Genomic DNA, 16,304 nt, shown 5'->3' on the forward strand with positions numbered 1-16,304 from the left:
GACTAATTCGTACCCAATGTCGTTTGGTAACTAATTTTGGCTAATTCAAGTTGTGTTTCGTGTATTTTTTGGTTCGTTTTTGAGTCATAAAGTTGGTTTAATTCTGTCAAATATTCTGACGAAGTTATCACGCCATTTCGCAATTGCGAATCAAAAGCATTCATTACTTTCTCCCTGATTTCAATAATTTTAGCATCCGTTTTTATGATGGCTTCCATTTTAGCAATTTCAGATTGTAAGTCATTTAACTGCATCTGATTATTGGTTTCAAAAGTATCTTTTTCGGTTGTAATAATTTCCTTGGCAATGTCTAAAGCTTGATTATCGGTTCTTGATTTATTCCAATCAAAAATATTCCAATTTAGCTTTAAACCCACAATATAAAATCCCTGAAAGGAATTGTCAAGCATATTCAAACCTGGATTTCCATAACCTGCTTGTCCAAATGCGCTAAGTTTCGGTAAATTTGATTTTGAAATCACTTCCTTTGAAGCGTCGATTTGCGCTTGTTGCAATTCAAAAAACTGTAATTCTGGTCGAAAACCTGCACCTTGTACATCAGTACTTGGATTTTCTAAAATGGTATTTTCGGCAAATTCAATTGTTGTTAAACTAGCTAGATTTTGAAGTTCTTTAGCTCTTTGAAAACTATTTTCCGTCAAAGCTTGATCTAACTTTAGTAATTCCGCTTCTAAAACTTGTTCTGATGCCGGCAAGTTAGCTCCGTTTTTAACACCAGAATGCACTTCTTTTAATCTTGAATTGATTGTATTTTGTTTTGCAACCAACAATTTACTTTGCTCTTCAAAAAGCAAAATCATCATGTATGCATAATTAATTCTAGATTTTAATTGATATAGATTTATGGCAACTTGCTGCTGTACTGTTTGCATTTGCGCTTCTTTTAATTTGGAATTTGCAGCGATCATTCCACCATTATAAATCAACTGATTTACATCTAAAGTTGCTCTATATTGATCTTTATTTATCGGCTGAATTCCAGGCAAAGATGTTGGTAAACCAATAACATCCGATTGATAGGTTGCCAATGCATTCAAATCTACCTTGGGCAATTTTGCTTTATGCAACGCACCAATTTCTAATGTTGATTTTTGTTGAATCAAATCAGTTTGTTTCGCTAATGGATAATTTTTTTCGGCCCAATCATAACACTCTTTCAAGCTTATTTTTTGCTGTGAGAATCCTAAAAAGGGTATAAAAATTAAATAATATAAAATTAATTTTTTCATTTTTTTATTGCATTTATAATAAAGGATGTGATATGCTTTTTACGTTCTGCAAGAAGTTGGTTGTAGTCGACTTCATTTAAATTTGAAATTTTCTGAAGTAATGGAGCGCCCACAAATGGAAATATGGACAAGGAAAACATATCCACTACTATTTGTTTTGGATCTACAGATCGTAAAATTCCATTTTTAATTCCTTCTTCAATTTGGATCAAAAATTTAGTGGGTTTTGGAAATTCAGCCTGACTGAAAAAATCAGCGGCAAAATCAGGGTTGTTATTTAGCTCTTGAATAATGAACGTGGGTAAGAAACGATTTTCCAATACAAATGAAATGTACTTGTCGGTAAAATTTTCAATTTTATCAAAAAGAGCATCATCAGAATTCAAGACGATGTGAATTTGCGGTGCCAATTGCATAAATGCTTTCTTAAAAACAGCCTCAAAAAGTAACTGTTTGCTCCTAAAATAATAATGCAACATCGCTTTATTTATACCCGCTTCATCTGCAATTTCTTGCATTCTGGCACCCGCCATTCCTTTCTTGTGGAAAATAGCAATGGCACTTTTAAATATAAGCTCTTCTGTATTGGATTCTAATTTCTTCATTTTGACTAAACAGTTTAACCACTTGGTTAACAAATTTACAATAATTTTTGCACAATAAAATTAATTTCTACAAAATAAATTAATTCTTTTTAACAACCTGATTAAAACTAGCTAATTAATTGTTTTTCAATTTTTTATGTAAAAATTAAAAAAGTCAATTCATTTTTAAAAGATTAGATTCTGTGTAACTTTGGTTACTTTACAACTTAAATTTAATTTGTAATTTTGAATAATATAAAAAATACTATGAAATATTTTCTATCCCTTTCGGCGTTACTCTTCCTTTTTGGATGTCAAAAAAAGAACACCACCTTCACCGAAATTTCCACGCACGCTGATGAAAAAACTGCTGCTGTTGTAGAAGGAAAAAAACTAATGGAAACCCATTGTTATTTGTGCCATAGTCCAGATGCTGCAGAAAACCAGGGCCGAATCGCGCCTCCCATGGTTGCCATAAAAGCACACTATATAGATAAGAAAGGCTACAGTAAGGACGAATTTATTGAAAAAATGACTTCGTTTGTACAAAATCCAACCAAAGATAAGGCAATTTTGAAGGGTGCTGTCAAAAAGCACGGTTTGATGCCAAAACAAGATTTTCCAATAGGTAGCGTAGAGAAAATAGCGGCATATCTTTACGAATACAAAATTGAAGAACCCCAATGGTTTCAATCGCATTGGCAATCGCATGGAAACCAAAACTGGTCGCAATCAGGTATTGTATTTACAGAATCAAGCACAGCTCCAAATTTTGCCGACATAGGTTTAGAATATGCTTTAGAAACCAAAAAAGTGCTGGGGAAAAACTTAATGACAGCTATTCAGCAAAAAGGGACAATTGCTGCTTTGGATTTTTGTAATGTACAAGCAATACCACTAACTGACAGTATGTCTACACATTACAATGCAGTCATTAAACGTGTTTCAGACCGGAATAGAAACCCAAACAACAAAACAAACGCAGAGGAGTTATATTACATCAATCATTTTAAAAAATTGACTGCCAATAAAGAAGAAATTAAGCCAGTGGCATTAGAAAAAGGATCTAAAATTCAATTTTACTATCCAATAGAAACCAATTCAATGTGTTTACAATGTCATGGAACCCAGATCAGACCCGATGTTTCGAAACGGATACTAAAACTATATCCAAACGATTTGGCTGTTGACTACAATGAAAATGAAGTTAGAGGAATTTGGAGTATTACATTTGATAAAAATTAAAATGACAAGAAAAGGATTTATAATTACAGGAATAGGGATTGTTTTTGGATTAGTTTCAGGTTACTTCTATTACGACAAAATTGGTTGTTTAACAGGAAATTGCGCCATTACATCCAAACCATTAAATAGCACACTGTATGGCGGTTTAATGGGTGGATTATTGTTTAATTTGTTTGCTACATCATCAATAAAGAAGCCAGAGAAAAAATAAATAGAACTTCATCTCAACACTGAGAATAAACTCTTCTATTTTACAACCAGAAATAAAATAAGTATCTTGCACTACTTATTAATAAACGCCAAATGCAATTTCGTTACCTTTCAAATCATACTATATATTTACTTTCCTTAGTACTTTGGATTTTAAATACTGGTTTATGTCACTCCCAAGTTAAAGTAGTTTCTTGGAATGTAGAGCATCTCGGGAAATCAAAAACCGCCACAGAAATCAAATTCATGGCAAAAATTATTAGAGATTTTGACGTTGCGGCAATTCAGGAAGTCGTTGCCGGCTACGGAGGTGCTCAAGCTGTAGCTCAATTAGCAGATGAATTAAATCGTACAGGTTCAAAATGGGATTACGTTATAAGCGATCCTACTTCAAGCAGCGCTTATAAAACAGAACGATATGCATTTCTATGGAAAACGGCAGTTGTAAAGAAAATTGGCAAACCATGGTTAGAGCAAAAATATACTTTGGAGATCGACCGCGAACCTTTCTACTGTACTTTTGATTATAAAGGACAACCATTTACGTTAGTTAACTTTCATGCTATTACCAAGAATCTTCAGCCGGAGACAGAGATAAAATACTTTAAATTTCTACCCGATTTATATCCCAAACTGAATCTGATATTTGTTGGCGATTTCAATTGTCCGCAATCGCATTCGGTTTTCAATCCTTTGAAGAAATTGGGCTACCAACCTTTGTTAATTGCTCAAAAAACAACCTTAAAAAAGCATATTAAAAACGGCGAATACTTGCATTCCGAGTTTGATAATATGTTTTATTCTCCGAAAGTAAATAAGACAAATGGGGGTATTATTCTGTTTTACACAAATTTTAAAACTTTACCTGAAGCTCGATCCGTTTCTGATCACCTCCCGATTTGGATGGAATTTTCGTTGAATTAAAGAGTCGATTTTATTTGGCGAAAGCCTTAGAAAAAAATTTAAAATTCGACTAGAATACTTGATGTAAAAAACACGCATAGTCTTTATAATTCTTGTTTTTATCTTGAAAATCTATACTCATTTTTGAAAAGTCATTATTCAGAAGATACAATTCCAGCACATGTAAGTAGCTTTTTAAAAATGTACTTCGTAGATAACCAATAGGAAGATGCCAATCATTTCCAAAACAAGCCAGTGCGATTTTATTATAGATAGTTCTGCCTTTTGTCGCTAATTCTTTATGTAATTGGACGAAAGTTTTTCCTTTAATTTTGATTTTATGCGACACAAATTCTGCATCAATAACATCCTTTGAAGATTGATAATTTATCATTACACTAGACTCGTTCTTGTACACCCGATCTAGAAGTTGCACTTTTAGTGTTCGTTCAAATTGTTCTTCTAGCGATAATTTGATAAAAGTGCTTATCGTCATAATGATACATTAAAATAAATTACTTGCGAAATCTTGGCTCTGTTTTAAAGGAATATCGATAAGCCCGCTTCACAAATTGCGTAGAAGTGATAAAAAACAACGCAATAATAAATCTATATTGTTTTGCAAAACTTCCAATTGGAGCATAAAGAAGCGCATAAATCATAGCGATCAAAATGGCCAACCAGAAAATTAGAACACTATAAAAAACCCATTGACGTTTAAAATTCATTGTCGTACTTTTAGAATATAAAGATAGGAAAAATAAAAGTTTCTTTTATAAGATTCATTTTGGGTTAAAATTAAGTATATTGATTTTAATAATTATAAAGTAAAAGCAAAGCATATTGCCAACTGTATAGTGCATAACTCTGTAGTAAAGATTTTATATTAAAAATAATACAATCTATATTGAAAGCGAAGTCCAGATTCAGTAACAAGGCGAATTATGAATTATCGGATTGAATTAAGTCAATTTAGCAAAGTTTGTGTTTTTAAAATTAAAGAAATCATCAGGATTTTTATTATCTTAATTTGCAAAATGCTTAGCATTAGTAAGGATTATTTTTTGCTCAACTGGAATTGATTAGAAAGTACTAAACAAAAAAAAGGATTTGTAAAATTACAAATCCTCTTTCAATCAACCAAAAAAACAAACCTTATGTGTTATGCTTTTGGAGTAACAACAGTATCAATTACGTGAATAACACCATTAGATTGGTTAACATCAGCAATAGTTACTTTTGCTTTTCCTCCATTTTCGTCCGTGATATATAAATCTTTACCCATCATCCAAGCCGTTAATGTACCACCTTGAACGGTTTTCAACATTGCTTTTCCATTTCCTTTTTTAATTGCTTTTGCAATATCTTTTGCATTCATTTTTCCTGCAACAACGTGGTACGTTAAGATCCCTTGCAACATTGCTTTATTTTCGGGTTTAACCAAAGTTTCAACTGTTCCTTTAGGCAATTTGTCAAAAGCAGCGTTCGTTGGAGCAAAAACGGTGAAAGGACCTTTACTTGATAAAGTCTCTACTAAATCTGCAGCTTTAACTGCGGCAACTAGAGTTGTATGGTCTTTGGAATTTACTGCATTCTCAACAATGTTTTTAGTTGGATACATTTCGGCACCACCTACCATTACTGTTTTTTGAGCGTAAGAAGTTGTTCCGAATGCTAATGCAATTGTGAAAATTGCTGTACTTAATAAATTTCTGTTTTTCATGATAATTTTTATTATTAGATGTTTATACAGTCATTTACGGGAATGCATTTGATATGGTTTTAAATAAATAAAAATAATGCATAAAAAAAGCCCCACATTACTGTGAGGCCTTAATTTTATTGAAATAAAGTCTGGAAATTAGTTTCCTCCTTTTTCCATTTTAGCTTTCAAAGCTGCAAGAATGTCGTTACTATCTCCTAAAGTAGAAGCAGCAGGTGCATTGTTGTTACTAGATGAATTGCTATTGTTATTGTCATTGTTTGCTTTCACATTTTTCTCTTCTTCTTCACGGAAGATCGCTGTGTGAGATGCAACAACTCTTTTGAATTCTTTGTTGAATTCGATAACTTTGAAATCAGCAGTATCGCCTTTTTTCAATTTTTTACCGTCTTCTTTTTCTAAATGACGAGTTGGAATAAACGCAACAACATCATCACCGAAATCTACAGTAGCTCCTTTGTCAACAATTTCAGAGATTTCACCGTTGTGGATAGTTCCTACAGCAAAAGCTTCTTCATGTTTGTCCCATGGATTAGCAGTAGTTTGTTTGTGACCTAAAGACAATTTACGTCCGTCAACATCTAATTCTAATACTACAACGTCAAGTTTTTCACCAACGTTTACAAATTCAGATGGGTGTTTAATTTTCTTAGTCCAAGATAAGTCAGAAATGTAGATTAATCCATCAATTCCTTCTTCAAGCTCTACGAAGATACCAAAGTTTGTAAAGTTTCTAACAATACCTGAATGTTTAGAACCTACAGGGTATTTAGAAGTAATATCAGTCCAAGGGTCTTGAGACAATTGTTTGATACCTAATGACATTTTACGGTCATCTCTATCTAAAGTTAAGATCACTGCATCCACTTCATCACCAACTTTTACGAAATCTTGAGCAGAACGTAAATGAGTTGACCATGACATTTCAGAAACGTGGATCAAACCTTCAACACCTTCAGCAACTTCGATGAAAGCACCGTAATCAGCGATAACAACTACTTTACCTTTAACTTTATCACCAACAGCAAGGTTAGCATCTAAAGCATCCCAAGGGTGAGCGTTTAATTGTTTCAATCCTAATTGAATTCTTGTTTTCTCGTCATCAAAGTCAAGGATTACAACGTTCAATTTTTGATCTAATTCAAGAACTTCACTTGGGTGATTAATTCTAGACCAAGAAAGGTCAGTAATGTGAATCAATCCATCAACACCACCTAAGTCAATAAACACACCATAAGAAGTAATGTTTTTAACAACACCTTCTAATACTTGTCCTTTTTCTAATTGACCGATGATTTCTTTTTTCTGTACTTCAATATCCGCTTCGATAAGCGCTTTGTGAGATACAACAACGTTTTTAAATTCGTGATTAATTTTCACAACTTTAAATTCCATTGTTTTGTTTACGTATACGTCGTAATCTCTAATTGGTTTAACATCAATTTGAGATCCTGGTAAAAACGCTTCAATTCCGAAAACGTCAACGATCATACCACCTTTAGTTCTGCATTTTACAAAACCATTAACGATTTCTCCTGTTTCGTTTGCAGAGATAACTCTATCCCAAGCTTTGATAGTACGTGCTTTTCTGTGAGATAATACCAATTGACCTGTTTTATCCTCACGGATGTCAATTAATACTTCTACAGTATCACCTACTTTTAAGTTTGGATTGTAACGGAATTCATTTAAAGAAATTACACCTTCAGATTTAGCGTTGATATCAACGATTGCATCTCTGTCAGTAATTCTTACAACAATACCATCTACTACTTCTTCTTGATCAGTTGCAATAAAAGTTTTTGCTACTAATTCTTCAAATTCTTGCAAGTTTTTTTGGTCAACAGGATCAATTCCTTCTTCGAAATTGTGCCAATTAAACTCTGCTAAAAACTGCTCTTGTGATTTGTTAACGTCAGACATATGTTCTGATAAAAATTTGTATTCTGCATTCCTTGCGTTTCTTAATGCGATAAGAAAAAAACAGAAGTTGTTTACTTAAATATTTGATACCTAATGGAAACGCTATTCGCTAAAAGGTGTGCAAAAGTAAAGCTTATATTTTGAATTACAAAATAATGTTACACACAATTTAATTATTGTAAATTAAAATCAGGAAACTAAGCCACTTTAGATATTTTACAACAAATACAGGTGCAAAATAGTCTTTAAAAAAAAAGTCTGACAAAAATGTCAGACTTTATATATACTTTACTTGAGGTTTATCTCGAATAATTTGGAGCTTCCTTTGTAATCGTTACATTATGAGGATGGCTTTCATTAATTCCGCTGGACGTAATGCGAACAAATCGTCCCGTTTCTTGCAAAGTTGGAATATCTTTTGAACCACAGTATCCCATTCCAGCCCGTAAACCACCGATGAACTGTTGCATACTTTCGTTTAATTCTCCTTTATAAGGTACACGACCAACGATTCCTTCTGGTACTAATTTTTTAACATCATCTTCAACATCCTGGAAATAGCGGTCTTTTGAACCTTCTTGCATAGCTTCTACAGAACCCATTCCACGGTACGATTTGAATTTTCTACCTTCAAAAATTATCGTCTCTCCTGGAGATTCTTTTGTTCCCGCTAAAAGCGAACCTAGCATTACACAATCTGCTCCTGCAGCAATTGCTTTAGGAATGTCTCCTGTATAACGAATTCCTCCATCAGCGATTACCGGAACGCCTGAGCCTTTAATTGCAGCGGCAACTTCTAGGACTGCAGAAAATTGCGGAAAACCAACACCTGCTACAATACGAGTAGTACAGATTGAACCTGGACCAATTCCTACTTTTACGCCATCTGCACCATTTTCAACTAAAAATTTAGCTGCTTCAGGTGTAGCAATATTTCCTACGATAACGTCTATACTGGTAAATTTTGCTTTTATTTCTTTCAAAACATTGACCACACCTTGCGTATGTCCGTGAGCCGTATCAATTATTAAAGCATCTACACCAGCGTTTACCAAAGCTTCAGCTCTTTGAACCGCATCACCAGTAACACCAATCGCAGCGGCAACTCTTAACCTACCGTAAACGTCTTTATTTGCTATTGGCTTTTGTGTTAATTTGGTAATATCTCTAAAAGTAATTAATCCTACTAACACATTATTAGCGTCAACAACGGGAAGTTTTTCAATTTTATGACCTTGCAAAATTATTTCCGCTTCGCCTAAAGAAGTTCCTGCAGCAGCTGTCACTAAATTCTCAAAAGTCATCACTTCAACAATCGGACGGGTTCCCACTTTTTCAAAACGCAAATCACGATTGGTAACAATTCCTTTCAATTTTTTCTCTTCATCAACAATTGGAATTCCACCGATACCAAATTCCTTCATTGCATTTTTAGCATCTGCAACTGTTGAATTTAAAGGTAAAGTTACAGGATCGATAATCATTCCCGACTCCGCACGTTTTACACGACGCACTTTTGCAGCTTGCTGTTCAATGGTCATGTTTTTATGCAAAACACCTATTCCGCCTTCTTGAGCCATCGCAATTGCCATAGCACTTTCAGTCACTGTATCCATTGCTGCGGAAACAATAGGAACATTAAGCGTTATATTTCGAGAAAATTTAGTTTGGATATTGACTTCTCTAGGAAGTACATTTGAAAAATTTGGTACTAATAAAACATCGTCATAAGTAAGTCCTTCTCCGATTATTTTTGTTTGATGTGCAATCATTGCCTGTTGTAGTTGTGGTTTAATTGCGTGCAAATATACTACAATTAAATAAAATTATTTCCTAATTTTTTAAAAAAGAAATAATAAACTCCGTGCCATTTTCTACTGTACTTTTCAAATCAAGCCTGCCCCGATTATTAGCTAAAAATTGCTTTACTAATAAAAGCCCTAATCCTGTTCCTTCTTCAAATGCTGTTCCATCCTCTGAAGTCATCCGTTGTTGCCTATTTAGTATTTGATCAATACGCTCTTCACTTAATTTTTTGCCAGTATTTAAAATGTGTACTTCCACATAATCATCAGACTCTGTGTAGGATACACTAATTTTTCCACTTGGATTGGTAAACTTAATTGCATTAGAAATGAGATTCTGAATTATTATTCGTGCTTGACCAATATCGGCATTGATAAAAAGCACCTGATCTTGCTCAAAATTTTGAAACTTGATCTGTTTTTCATTAATTTCTTCTCTATAAAAATCCGCAACATGTTCTATTAAAGAATAGATATCTACACTTTCAAAGTTTACTTTTTGACCGTCCATTTGCGTGTTGGCCCACTCGAGCAAATCGTTCAGCATTCTAGATGTGCTTTGTGCTTGCAAATGTAATTTCTCAAAAACCTCTTCTTGAAGCTCCGGCGAAAACGCATGCTCTTTTTGTAATTCCAAAACCTGTATGATGGTATTTAACGGCGAACGCAGATCATGTGAAATGATTGAGAATAATTGATTTTTTGACTCGTTAAGACTTAGTAAATCTTTATTCTGCCTTATTATTAATGCTTTTTGACGTTTAATATCTTCATTTTTTAAAGTCAGTTTTCTATTGAACGCATCTTTTAGCTTTGCAGTTCTCCAAGCTAAAAATAGCGTACCTATTAGAAGCAAGATTAAGGCTACAAAAGAGTACATTATAATTTGATTACGTTTGGCTTCCTGTACCTTTTTCTGGTTGGTGCTAACAAGTTTTAAATTTTCAACTTCCTTACTTTTAAGTTGCAGATAATTAATATCATTTATTTTTTTTTCACTGTACAAACTATCTTCCAAATCACTGCTGATTTTTCTGTAGTCGTACGCTTTCTTAAAATCACTTTTCTTGTAATATACTTCTGAAATAATTTTTGAAATACGAGCAACATCTACAATTGCTGTATTTTTTAAAGCATAGGAGTAGGACAATAGACCGTATTCTTCTGCTTTATCGTAATCATTTAGCTCTAAAAATGTTTGCGACAAGCCAATATATGCATACGCCTTTTCCCAGTTGTTTGGTAATGGCTGCTTACTCGTAAGTACTTTATTGTAATAATAAAGCGCAGAATCTGGCTTGTTTCTCGTGAGCATCATATCGCCAAGCTTACTTTCAATCATGTTATTTGATTCCTCTCCTTCCAGGAATTTAGAATACCTTAGTGCTTTCTGTAAGCTTACGGTAGCTTCATCATAGGCTTTTAAAGCACCTTGTGCTAAACTGATATTAAAATAACATCTCGTAATTCCTAAATAATTTTTATTCTTTAAATCAATTTGCAGGCATTTTTCAAAAGTAGAAATGGCTTCATCCATTTGATTAAATCCACTTTGAATAAGTGCAATTCCATTTAGAGAGCGTGCTAAGTCCTTGTCATTATTATACTTTTCGTGAATCGGAACAGCTTTGAGATACATTTGAAGTGAGAGGTTGTACGAGCCTTTTACATAATTGTAAACACCCAACATTGTATAAACCTCCCCTAATTTCGCTTTATTATTAAGCTTGACGGCTAATTTCTTAGCTTGTTCTACCTTTAAAAAACCAATACTATCACTTTTATACTTTAAATTATCTGCCTCTTTAAGAAGTAAATCAATCTTTTTTAAAGTTGATTGCTGCGCTTGAGCTGCGTGTTGTGAAGCAATTGCAAACAACACAATTAAAAGCAACTGAATATGAACCTTCATAAATGGATACGTATAAATTTATAGTGCGTATTTTGATTTAACCTGCATGAACTCCTTTTTCTATCCACCTTATTGCTTAACGCTGTAATGCCTGCTTATTTTAAACAAATAAAGCACGCACAATTGCAATAATTTAATGGTATTTTCCAAACAATTTTGTAGCTTCATTATAACAACTTTCAAAGCTCATTGGACTAGCGTTTGTGGGTACTTTCTCGGCAGTAAAGTAAGATAGCAATTTTTCAGTTGGCATATTTCCAGTCAAATCGTCTTTCGCCATCGGGCAACCTCCAAATCCTTGAATAGCTCCGTCAAATCGTAAACAGCCTCCTTTATAAGCAGCATTTACTTTTTCAAACCATTTATCAGGCGTGGTGTGTAGATGTGCTCCAAATTCGATTTGAGGGTAGTGCGGAATCAAATTTGAAAATAAATATTCAATCACTTCCGGTGTGGAACTTCCTACTGTATCTGATAAGGATAAGATTTTAACGCCCATTTTAGTCAAACGTTCGGTCCAATCGCCCACAATTTCCACATTCCAAGGATCTCCATACGGATTTCCAAATCCCATCGAAAGATAGGCAACAACTTCCTTATTTGTTTTTGAAGCAATATTTAAGATTTCGTCCAAAGTAACTAAGGATTCTGCAATGGTTTTATGCGTATTTCTCATCTGAAAATTTTCAGAAATTGAAAAAGGATAGCCTAAATATTGAATTTCGTTATGAACTGAGGCTAATTCTGCACCTTTAGTATTGGCAATAATAGCCAGAAGTTTACTTTGCGTCTGTGATAAATCTAACTTGGCTAATACTTCTGCCGTGTCCACCATTTGCGGAATTGCTTTTGGAGATACAAAGCTTCCAAAGTCAATCGTATCAAAGCCTACTCGCAAAAGCGACTGGATATAAGCTACCTTTTCATCCGTAGGAATAAACGACTTGATACCTTGCATGGCATCTCGGGGACATTCGATAATTTTGATTGACTTCATCTTGCCAAAGATAGTAAAGAATTGAAATTTACGAAATCGATTTCTGAAAAAATATCAATTGCCGCATTCATTTGATTATTTTAATCGACCCAACAATTTTTTATTAATGGCTTTAATTAAAGCAGGACCTTCGTAAATAAACCCAGTATACAACTGAATTAGACTTGCACCTGCATCTAACTTTTCAATTGCATCTTCGGCAGAATGAATCCCTCCCACTCCAATAATTGGAAATGAACGATTGCCTTTTTCAGCCAAAAACCGAATTACTTCCGTAGATCTTTTACTCAAAGGTTTTCCAGATAAACCACCCATTTCAGCTTTATTTTCAGATTGCAATCCTTCGCGCGAAAGCGTGGTATTGGTAGCAATTACTCCTGCAATTTTTGTAGTATTTACGATATCAATAATATCAAGCAATTGTTCGTCGGTCAAATCGGGAGCAATTTTTAATAAAATCGGTTTTGGTTTCGACTTTAAATTATTTTTATTTTGCAAGGTTTGTAATAAGTGTTGCAAAGGTTCTTTGTCCTGTAATGCTCTCAAATTTGGTGTATTGGGCGAACTCACATTGACCACAAAGTAATCCACATGATCATAAAGCGCATCAAAACAAATTTCATAGTCGGTAACTGCTTCCTCGTTGGATGTCAGTTTATTTTTACCAATATTTCCTCCTATTAAAACTCCATTATTTTTTTTCAAACGTTCCACCGCTTCCAAAACACCTCCATTATTAAAACCCATCCGATTGATGATTGCTTGGTCTTCCTTCAAACGAAATAAACGCTTTTTAGGATTACCTTCTTGCCCTTTTGGCGTCAATGTGCCAATTTCTATAAAACCGAACCCTAGATTGGATAATTCCTTATATAATTTTGCATCCTTATCAAATCCGGCGGCTAAACCTACTGGGTTTTTAAATTTTAAACCAAACACTTCGCGTTCCAGCCGCGGATCATTTACTTCATACAACTTCCGAAAAATTCCGGCAATTCCAGGTAACTTAAATAAATTACGAATCATCGAAAACGTAAAATAGTGCACTTTTTCTGGATCATATTGAAATAAGAGCGGTCGGAGAATTGTTTTATACATATTGCTGTTGTTTGTTTCGCAAAAATAATCAAAACCGAAAGCTTTCCATCTAAAATAAGAAACTAAAATAAGATAGAATTAAATTCATTTAAAAAATTATAAAAATCACAGCTTCATAAAATTCACATAGTAATAATAAGGTGTCAAGTGCGCTAATTAAAGCTCCGAAAGTTCAATTTCATGTAAAAGTTTAAATATTGTAAACTATAAAAAAAGTACTATAACAGATTTTAAAGGTAACGGTGGCATCTTTGTACTATAGAATTAACAACCTATAAAAACAAAAAAAAGCTATGAAAAAATCAATTTTAACTTTAGGAATGCTGGCTTCGGTTTTTGCACTTTCGCTTACAAGTTGTAAGGATGCTGAAGGTACTGTTAAAGATACTCAAGAAGAAGTATTGGATTCTAGAGTAGATTTAATGGAATCCAAAAATGAAGCTGCTGAAGCTTTAGAGAAATTTAAGTTGGATGTGTATGAAGATATTTCAGACAACAACAAAAAGATTCGCGATTTGAGAGTTAAAGAAATTAAAGGTACAGCGAAAGAGCGCGAAGATTATGCCACTCGAATTGATCAATTGCAAACCAAGACAGAAGCATTGAAAGCAAAGTTAGATGCTTATACTTCTTATGATGAGTCAAGTTACGCAACATTTAAAAACGATTTACAGGAAAATGCAGATGCATTGGAACGTGAATTTAAAGAACTAGAAAATCAAAAGTAAATCCCCAAATTAATATTTAGAATATGACAACTTTAAGAAAATTATTTATTGCCCCTGTATTTGCTGTAGCACTTTTTTCAGCACACTCAATGTCCGCTCAAGACCTAACTAATTCATCTGCGTATGATATGGACGGTAGAGAAGAATTAAAAGTTGGTATCAAGGCTGGTATGAATTATTCCAATGTGTACAGCGAAAGCGGAGAAGATTTTGTTGCCGATGGTAAAGCAGGATTTGCTGGAGGTGTTTTTGTGTCTATTCCTTTAAGTCAATTGGTTGGAATTCAGCCTGAATTGATGTATTCTCAAAAAGGTTTTAAAGGCGAAGTGCTTGGTGCAGAATATAAAGCTACGTTTAACTACCTAGACTTACCTGTTCACTTACAAATTAAGCCTACTGAAAACATTAGTATTCTTGCAGGACCACAATTTTCGTACCTATTAAGCTCTAAATATGAGTTGGGCGGTTTTAGTGCTTCAAGTGACGATTTAGAAGACGATAACAAGAGAGCAACATTAGGACTTTCTGCAGGTGTAGATTTTACATTACAAAACTTTCTAATTTCTGCTCGTGGATCTTGGGACTTAAGTAAAGTAAATGATGATAACGATACGAGTGACATCAATTATAAAAATCAAGTTTTTCAAGTTACTTTAGGATACCGTTTCTAAAGATTAATGGGAGAAATTGTTACTGAAAAAGAAAAATTAACGAAAGACCGCTATATCTTTCGAAAAGTCAAAAAATAATACTAATTTTAAAAATCAAACATTATGAGTTCAGGTAAAGTAGTTTTAGGTGCAATCGCAGGATTAGCAACAGGTGCAATTTTAGGAATATTATTTGCTCCAGAAAAAGGTAAAGACACACGTAAGAAAATTGCTAAAAAAAGCAAAGAGTCTATGGACGAGATGAAATCAAAATACGAAGGTGTTATTGATACATTGTCTAACAAATACGAAAGTGTAAAGAAAGATGCTTCGGCTCTTATGAACAAAGGTGAAAACATGGCAGAAGACGTAAAAGAAAATGCTGAACGTCTATACGCAGAAGGAAAAGATTTGACACGTGAGGCTAAGATTAGAGCTGAAAGTCAAGTTAAATAATTAAATGAACAACTATGAAAGATAAAGCAGTATTGATAGAAATGCTTTTTGGAAAAGTGGAATCGTACACGAAGACCACTATTGAATTGTACCGACTCAAAGCTATTGACAAGCTTACAGATGTATTTGCAACCATTGCTTCTGGACTTATACTTGCTGTTATTATTGCTTTATTCTTCATATTATTTTCAATTGGTCTTGCGCTTTTTCTAGGCGAACTTTTGGGAAAATCATACTATGGCTTCTTTGCATTAAGTGGGCTGTACGGTTTGATTGCTATCATTGTAGCGATGAATCGTCGCGAATGGTTAGAATTCAAACTTAACGATTTCCTTATCAATCAAATCTTTAAAGAGAAAGACAATGTATAGAATTAATAGCGACAAAACTTTAGCAACAGCCATTCAAAATTTGGAAGCACAACGTGTTTTAGAGTTAGAAATTCTTAAAAAACATGCTGAATATACTTTTCATGAATTGAATCCTTTGAACATAGTAAAAGAAAAAATTCACGATGGTTTATCAAATATAAGTGAAACGGTACATTCTACCGGCTTCAAAAATGGTGTTTTAAAAACTGGAATTGGTTTAGCAACTGGATTTTTGACAAAGAAATTATTCTTAGGAGCAGATGCAGGCATTGTAAAACGACTTCTAGGAACAGCGGTACAAGCAGCAGTTTCTGGTTTTATAATAAAGAAGTTGCCCGATGAATCATCAGAAATAAATACATAATTTATAAAACCGGTTTTTTAAATAGAAATCGGTTTTTTTCTGTTTTGCCTACTTACTACGTTTCATTATTTAGCCGATCTCACTG

Annotated in this window: 17 protein-coding genes; 8 read left to right on the forward strand and 9 right to left on the reverse strand. The window is 33.7% G+C overall.

All coding sequences use genetic code 11. From position 1 onward, the window contains the following. Window positions 1–2: 2 nt before the first annotated feature. Together H602_RS0114810 and H602_RS0114815 are read right to left on the reverse strand one after the other, a co-directional pair. Window positions 3–1,250, reverse strand: a complete 1,248-nt coding sequence (locus H602_RS0114810) for a TolC family protein (protein ID WP_035759752.1) — start codon at window positions 1,248–1,250, stop codon at window positions 3–5. Then, the gene (locus H602_RS0114815) at window positions 1,247–1,855 is read right to left on the reverse strand and encodes a TetR/AcrR family transcriptional regulator (RefSeq protein ID WP_026978711.1); all 609 of its coding nucleotides are present in this window, start codon (window positions 1,853–1,855) and stop codon (window positions 1,247–1,249) included. The genes H602_RS0114810 and H602_RS0114815 overlap by 4 nt, the downstream gene beginning before the upstream one ends. A 246-nt stretch (window positions 1,856–2,101) precedes the next feature. Between H602_RS0114815 and H602_RS0114820 the strand changes: the two genes are divergently transcribed. The 3 genes from H602_RS0114820 (at window position 2,102) to H602_RS0114830 (ending at window position 4,213) form a co-directional block, all read left to right on the forward strand. Continuing rightward, the gene (locus H602_RS0114820) at window positions 2,102–3,079 is read left to right on the forward strand and encodes a c-type heme family protein (RefSeq protein WP_026978712.1); all 978 of its coding nucleotides are present in this window, start codon (window positions 2,102–2,104) and stop codon (window positions 3,077–3,079) included. Window position 3,080: 1 nt separating this feature from the next. After that, window positions 3,081–3,290 (forward strand): hypothetical protein, encoded by a 210-nt coding sequence (locus tag H602_RS0114825; protein ID WP_035759754.1) that lies wholly within the window; start codon window positions 3,081–3,083, stop codon window positions 3,288–3,290. Between the two features lie 92 nt (window positions 3,291–3,382). Then, a complete protein-coding gene (locus tag H602_RS0114830; protein ID WP_051224570.1) occupies window positions 3,383–4,213 on the forward strand; it encodes an endonuclease/exonuclease/phosphatase family protein in 831 nt (276 codons plus the stop codon). 49 nt (window positions 4,214–4,262) lie between these two features. On the opposite strand, the gene H602_RS0114835 is transcribed toward H602_RS0114830, so the two are convergent. The 7 genes from H602_RS0114835 to H602_RS0114870 form a co-directional block, all read right to left on the reverse strand. Continuing rightward, entirely contained in the window at window positions 4,263–4,688 is a 426-nt protein-coding gene (locus H602_RS0114835) for a hypothetical protein (RefSeq protein WP_026978715.1), read from the reverse strand. A gap of 666 nt (window positions 4,689–5,354) precedes the next feature. After that, on the reverse strand, window positions 5,355–5,915 hold the full coding sequence (locus H602_RS0114845; protein WP_026978717.1) for a fasciclin domain-containing protein: 561 nt from the start codon (window positions 5,913–5,915) through the stop codon (window positions 5,355–5,357). Between the two features lie 138 nt (window positions 5,916–6,053). Continuing rightward, complete coding sequence (gene rpsA, locus H602_RS0114850; RefSeq protein WP_026978718.1) at window positions 6,054–7,838, reverse strand: 30S ribosomal protein S1; 1,785 nt, start codon at window positions 7,836–7,838, stop codon at window positions 6,054–6,056. A 299-nt stretch (window positions 7,839–8,137) separates the two neighbouring features. Then, window positions 8,138–9,610 (reverse strand): IMP dehydrogenase, encoded by a 1,473-nt coding sequence (guaB, locus tag H602_RS0114855; protein WP_026978719.1) that lies wholly within the window; start codon window positions 9,608–9,610, stop codon window positions 8,138–8,140. Window positions 9,611–9,671: 61 nt separating this feature from the next. After that, window positions 9,672–11,555: a tetratricopeptide repeat-containing sensor histidine kinase gene (locus H602_RS0114860; RefSeq protein WP_026978720.1), complete on the reverse strand. Its 1,884-nt coding sequence runs from the start codon at window positions 11,553–11,555 to the stop codon at window positions 9,672–9,674. 133 nt (window positions 11,556–11,688) lie between these two features. Next, window positions 11,689–12,552 (reverse strand): hydroxymethylglutaryl-CoA lyase, encoded by an 864-nt coding sequence (locus H602_RS0114865; RefSeq protein ID WP_026978721.1) that lies wholly within the window; start codon window positions 12,550–12,552, stop codon window positions 11,689–11,691. Between the two features lie 75 nt (window positions 12,553–12,627). After that, a complete protein-coding gene (locus H602_RS0114870; protein ID WP_026978722.1) occupies window positions 12,628–13,650 on the reverse strand; it encodes a quinone-dependent dihydroorotate dehydrogenase in 1,023 nt (340 codons plus the stop codon). A gap of 293 nt (window positions 13,651–13,943) precedes the next feature. Between H602_RS0114870 and H602_RS0114875 the strand changes: the two genes are divergently transcribed. From H602_RS0114875 to H602_RS0114895, 5 genes are all read left to right on the forward strand, one after another. Then, window positions 13,944–14,378 carry a hypothetical protein gene (locus H602_RS0114875; protein ID WP_026978723.1) on the forward strand — a complete coding sequence of 145 codons (435 nt, stop codon included), beginning with the start codon at window positions 13,944–13,946 and terminating at the stop codon, window positions 14,376–14,378. A gap of 23 nt (window positions 14,379–14,401) precedes the next feature. After that, the gene (locus H602_RS0114880; RefSeq protein ID WP_026978724.1) at window positions 14,402–15,049 is read left to right on the forward strand and encodes a porin family protein; all 648 of its coding nucleotides are present in this window, start codon (window positions 14,402–14,404) and stop codon (window positions 15,047–15,049) included. Between the two features lie 102 nt (window positions 15,050–15,151). After that, window positions 15,152–15,484 (forward strand): YtxH domain-containing protein, encoded by a 333-nt coding sequence (locus H602_RS18970; RefSeq protein ID WP_051224574.1) that lies wholly within the window; start codon window positions 15,152–15,154, stop codon window positions 15,482–15,484. A 14-nt stretch (window positions 15,485–15,498) separates the two neighbouring features. Next, complete coding sequence (locus H602_RS0114890) at window positions 15,499–15,855, forward strand: hypothetical protein (RefSeq protein ID WP_026978725.1); 357 nt, start codon at window positions 15,499–15,501, stop codon at window positions 15,853–15,855. After that, a complete protein-coding gene (locus tag H602_RS0114895) occupies window positions 15,848–16,219 on the forward strand; it encodes a hypothetical protein (protein WP_026978726.1) in 372 nt (123 codons plus the stop codon). The genes H602_RS0114890 and H602_RS0114895 overlap by 8 nt, the downstream gene beginning before the upstream one ends. The last annotated feature ends 85 nt before the right edge of the window (window positions 16,220–16,304 follow it).

This window comes from Flavobacterium tegetincola DSM 22377 (genome assembly GCF_000425485.1).
Taxonomy (GTDB): Bacteria; Bacteroidota; Bacteroidia; order Flavobacteriales; family Flavobacteriaceae; genus Flavobacterium; species Flavobacterium tegetincola.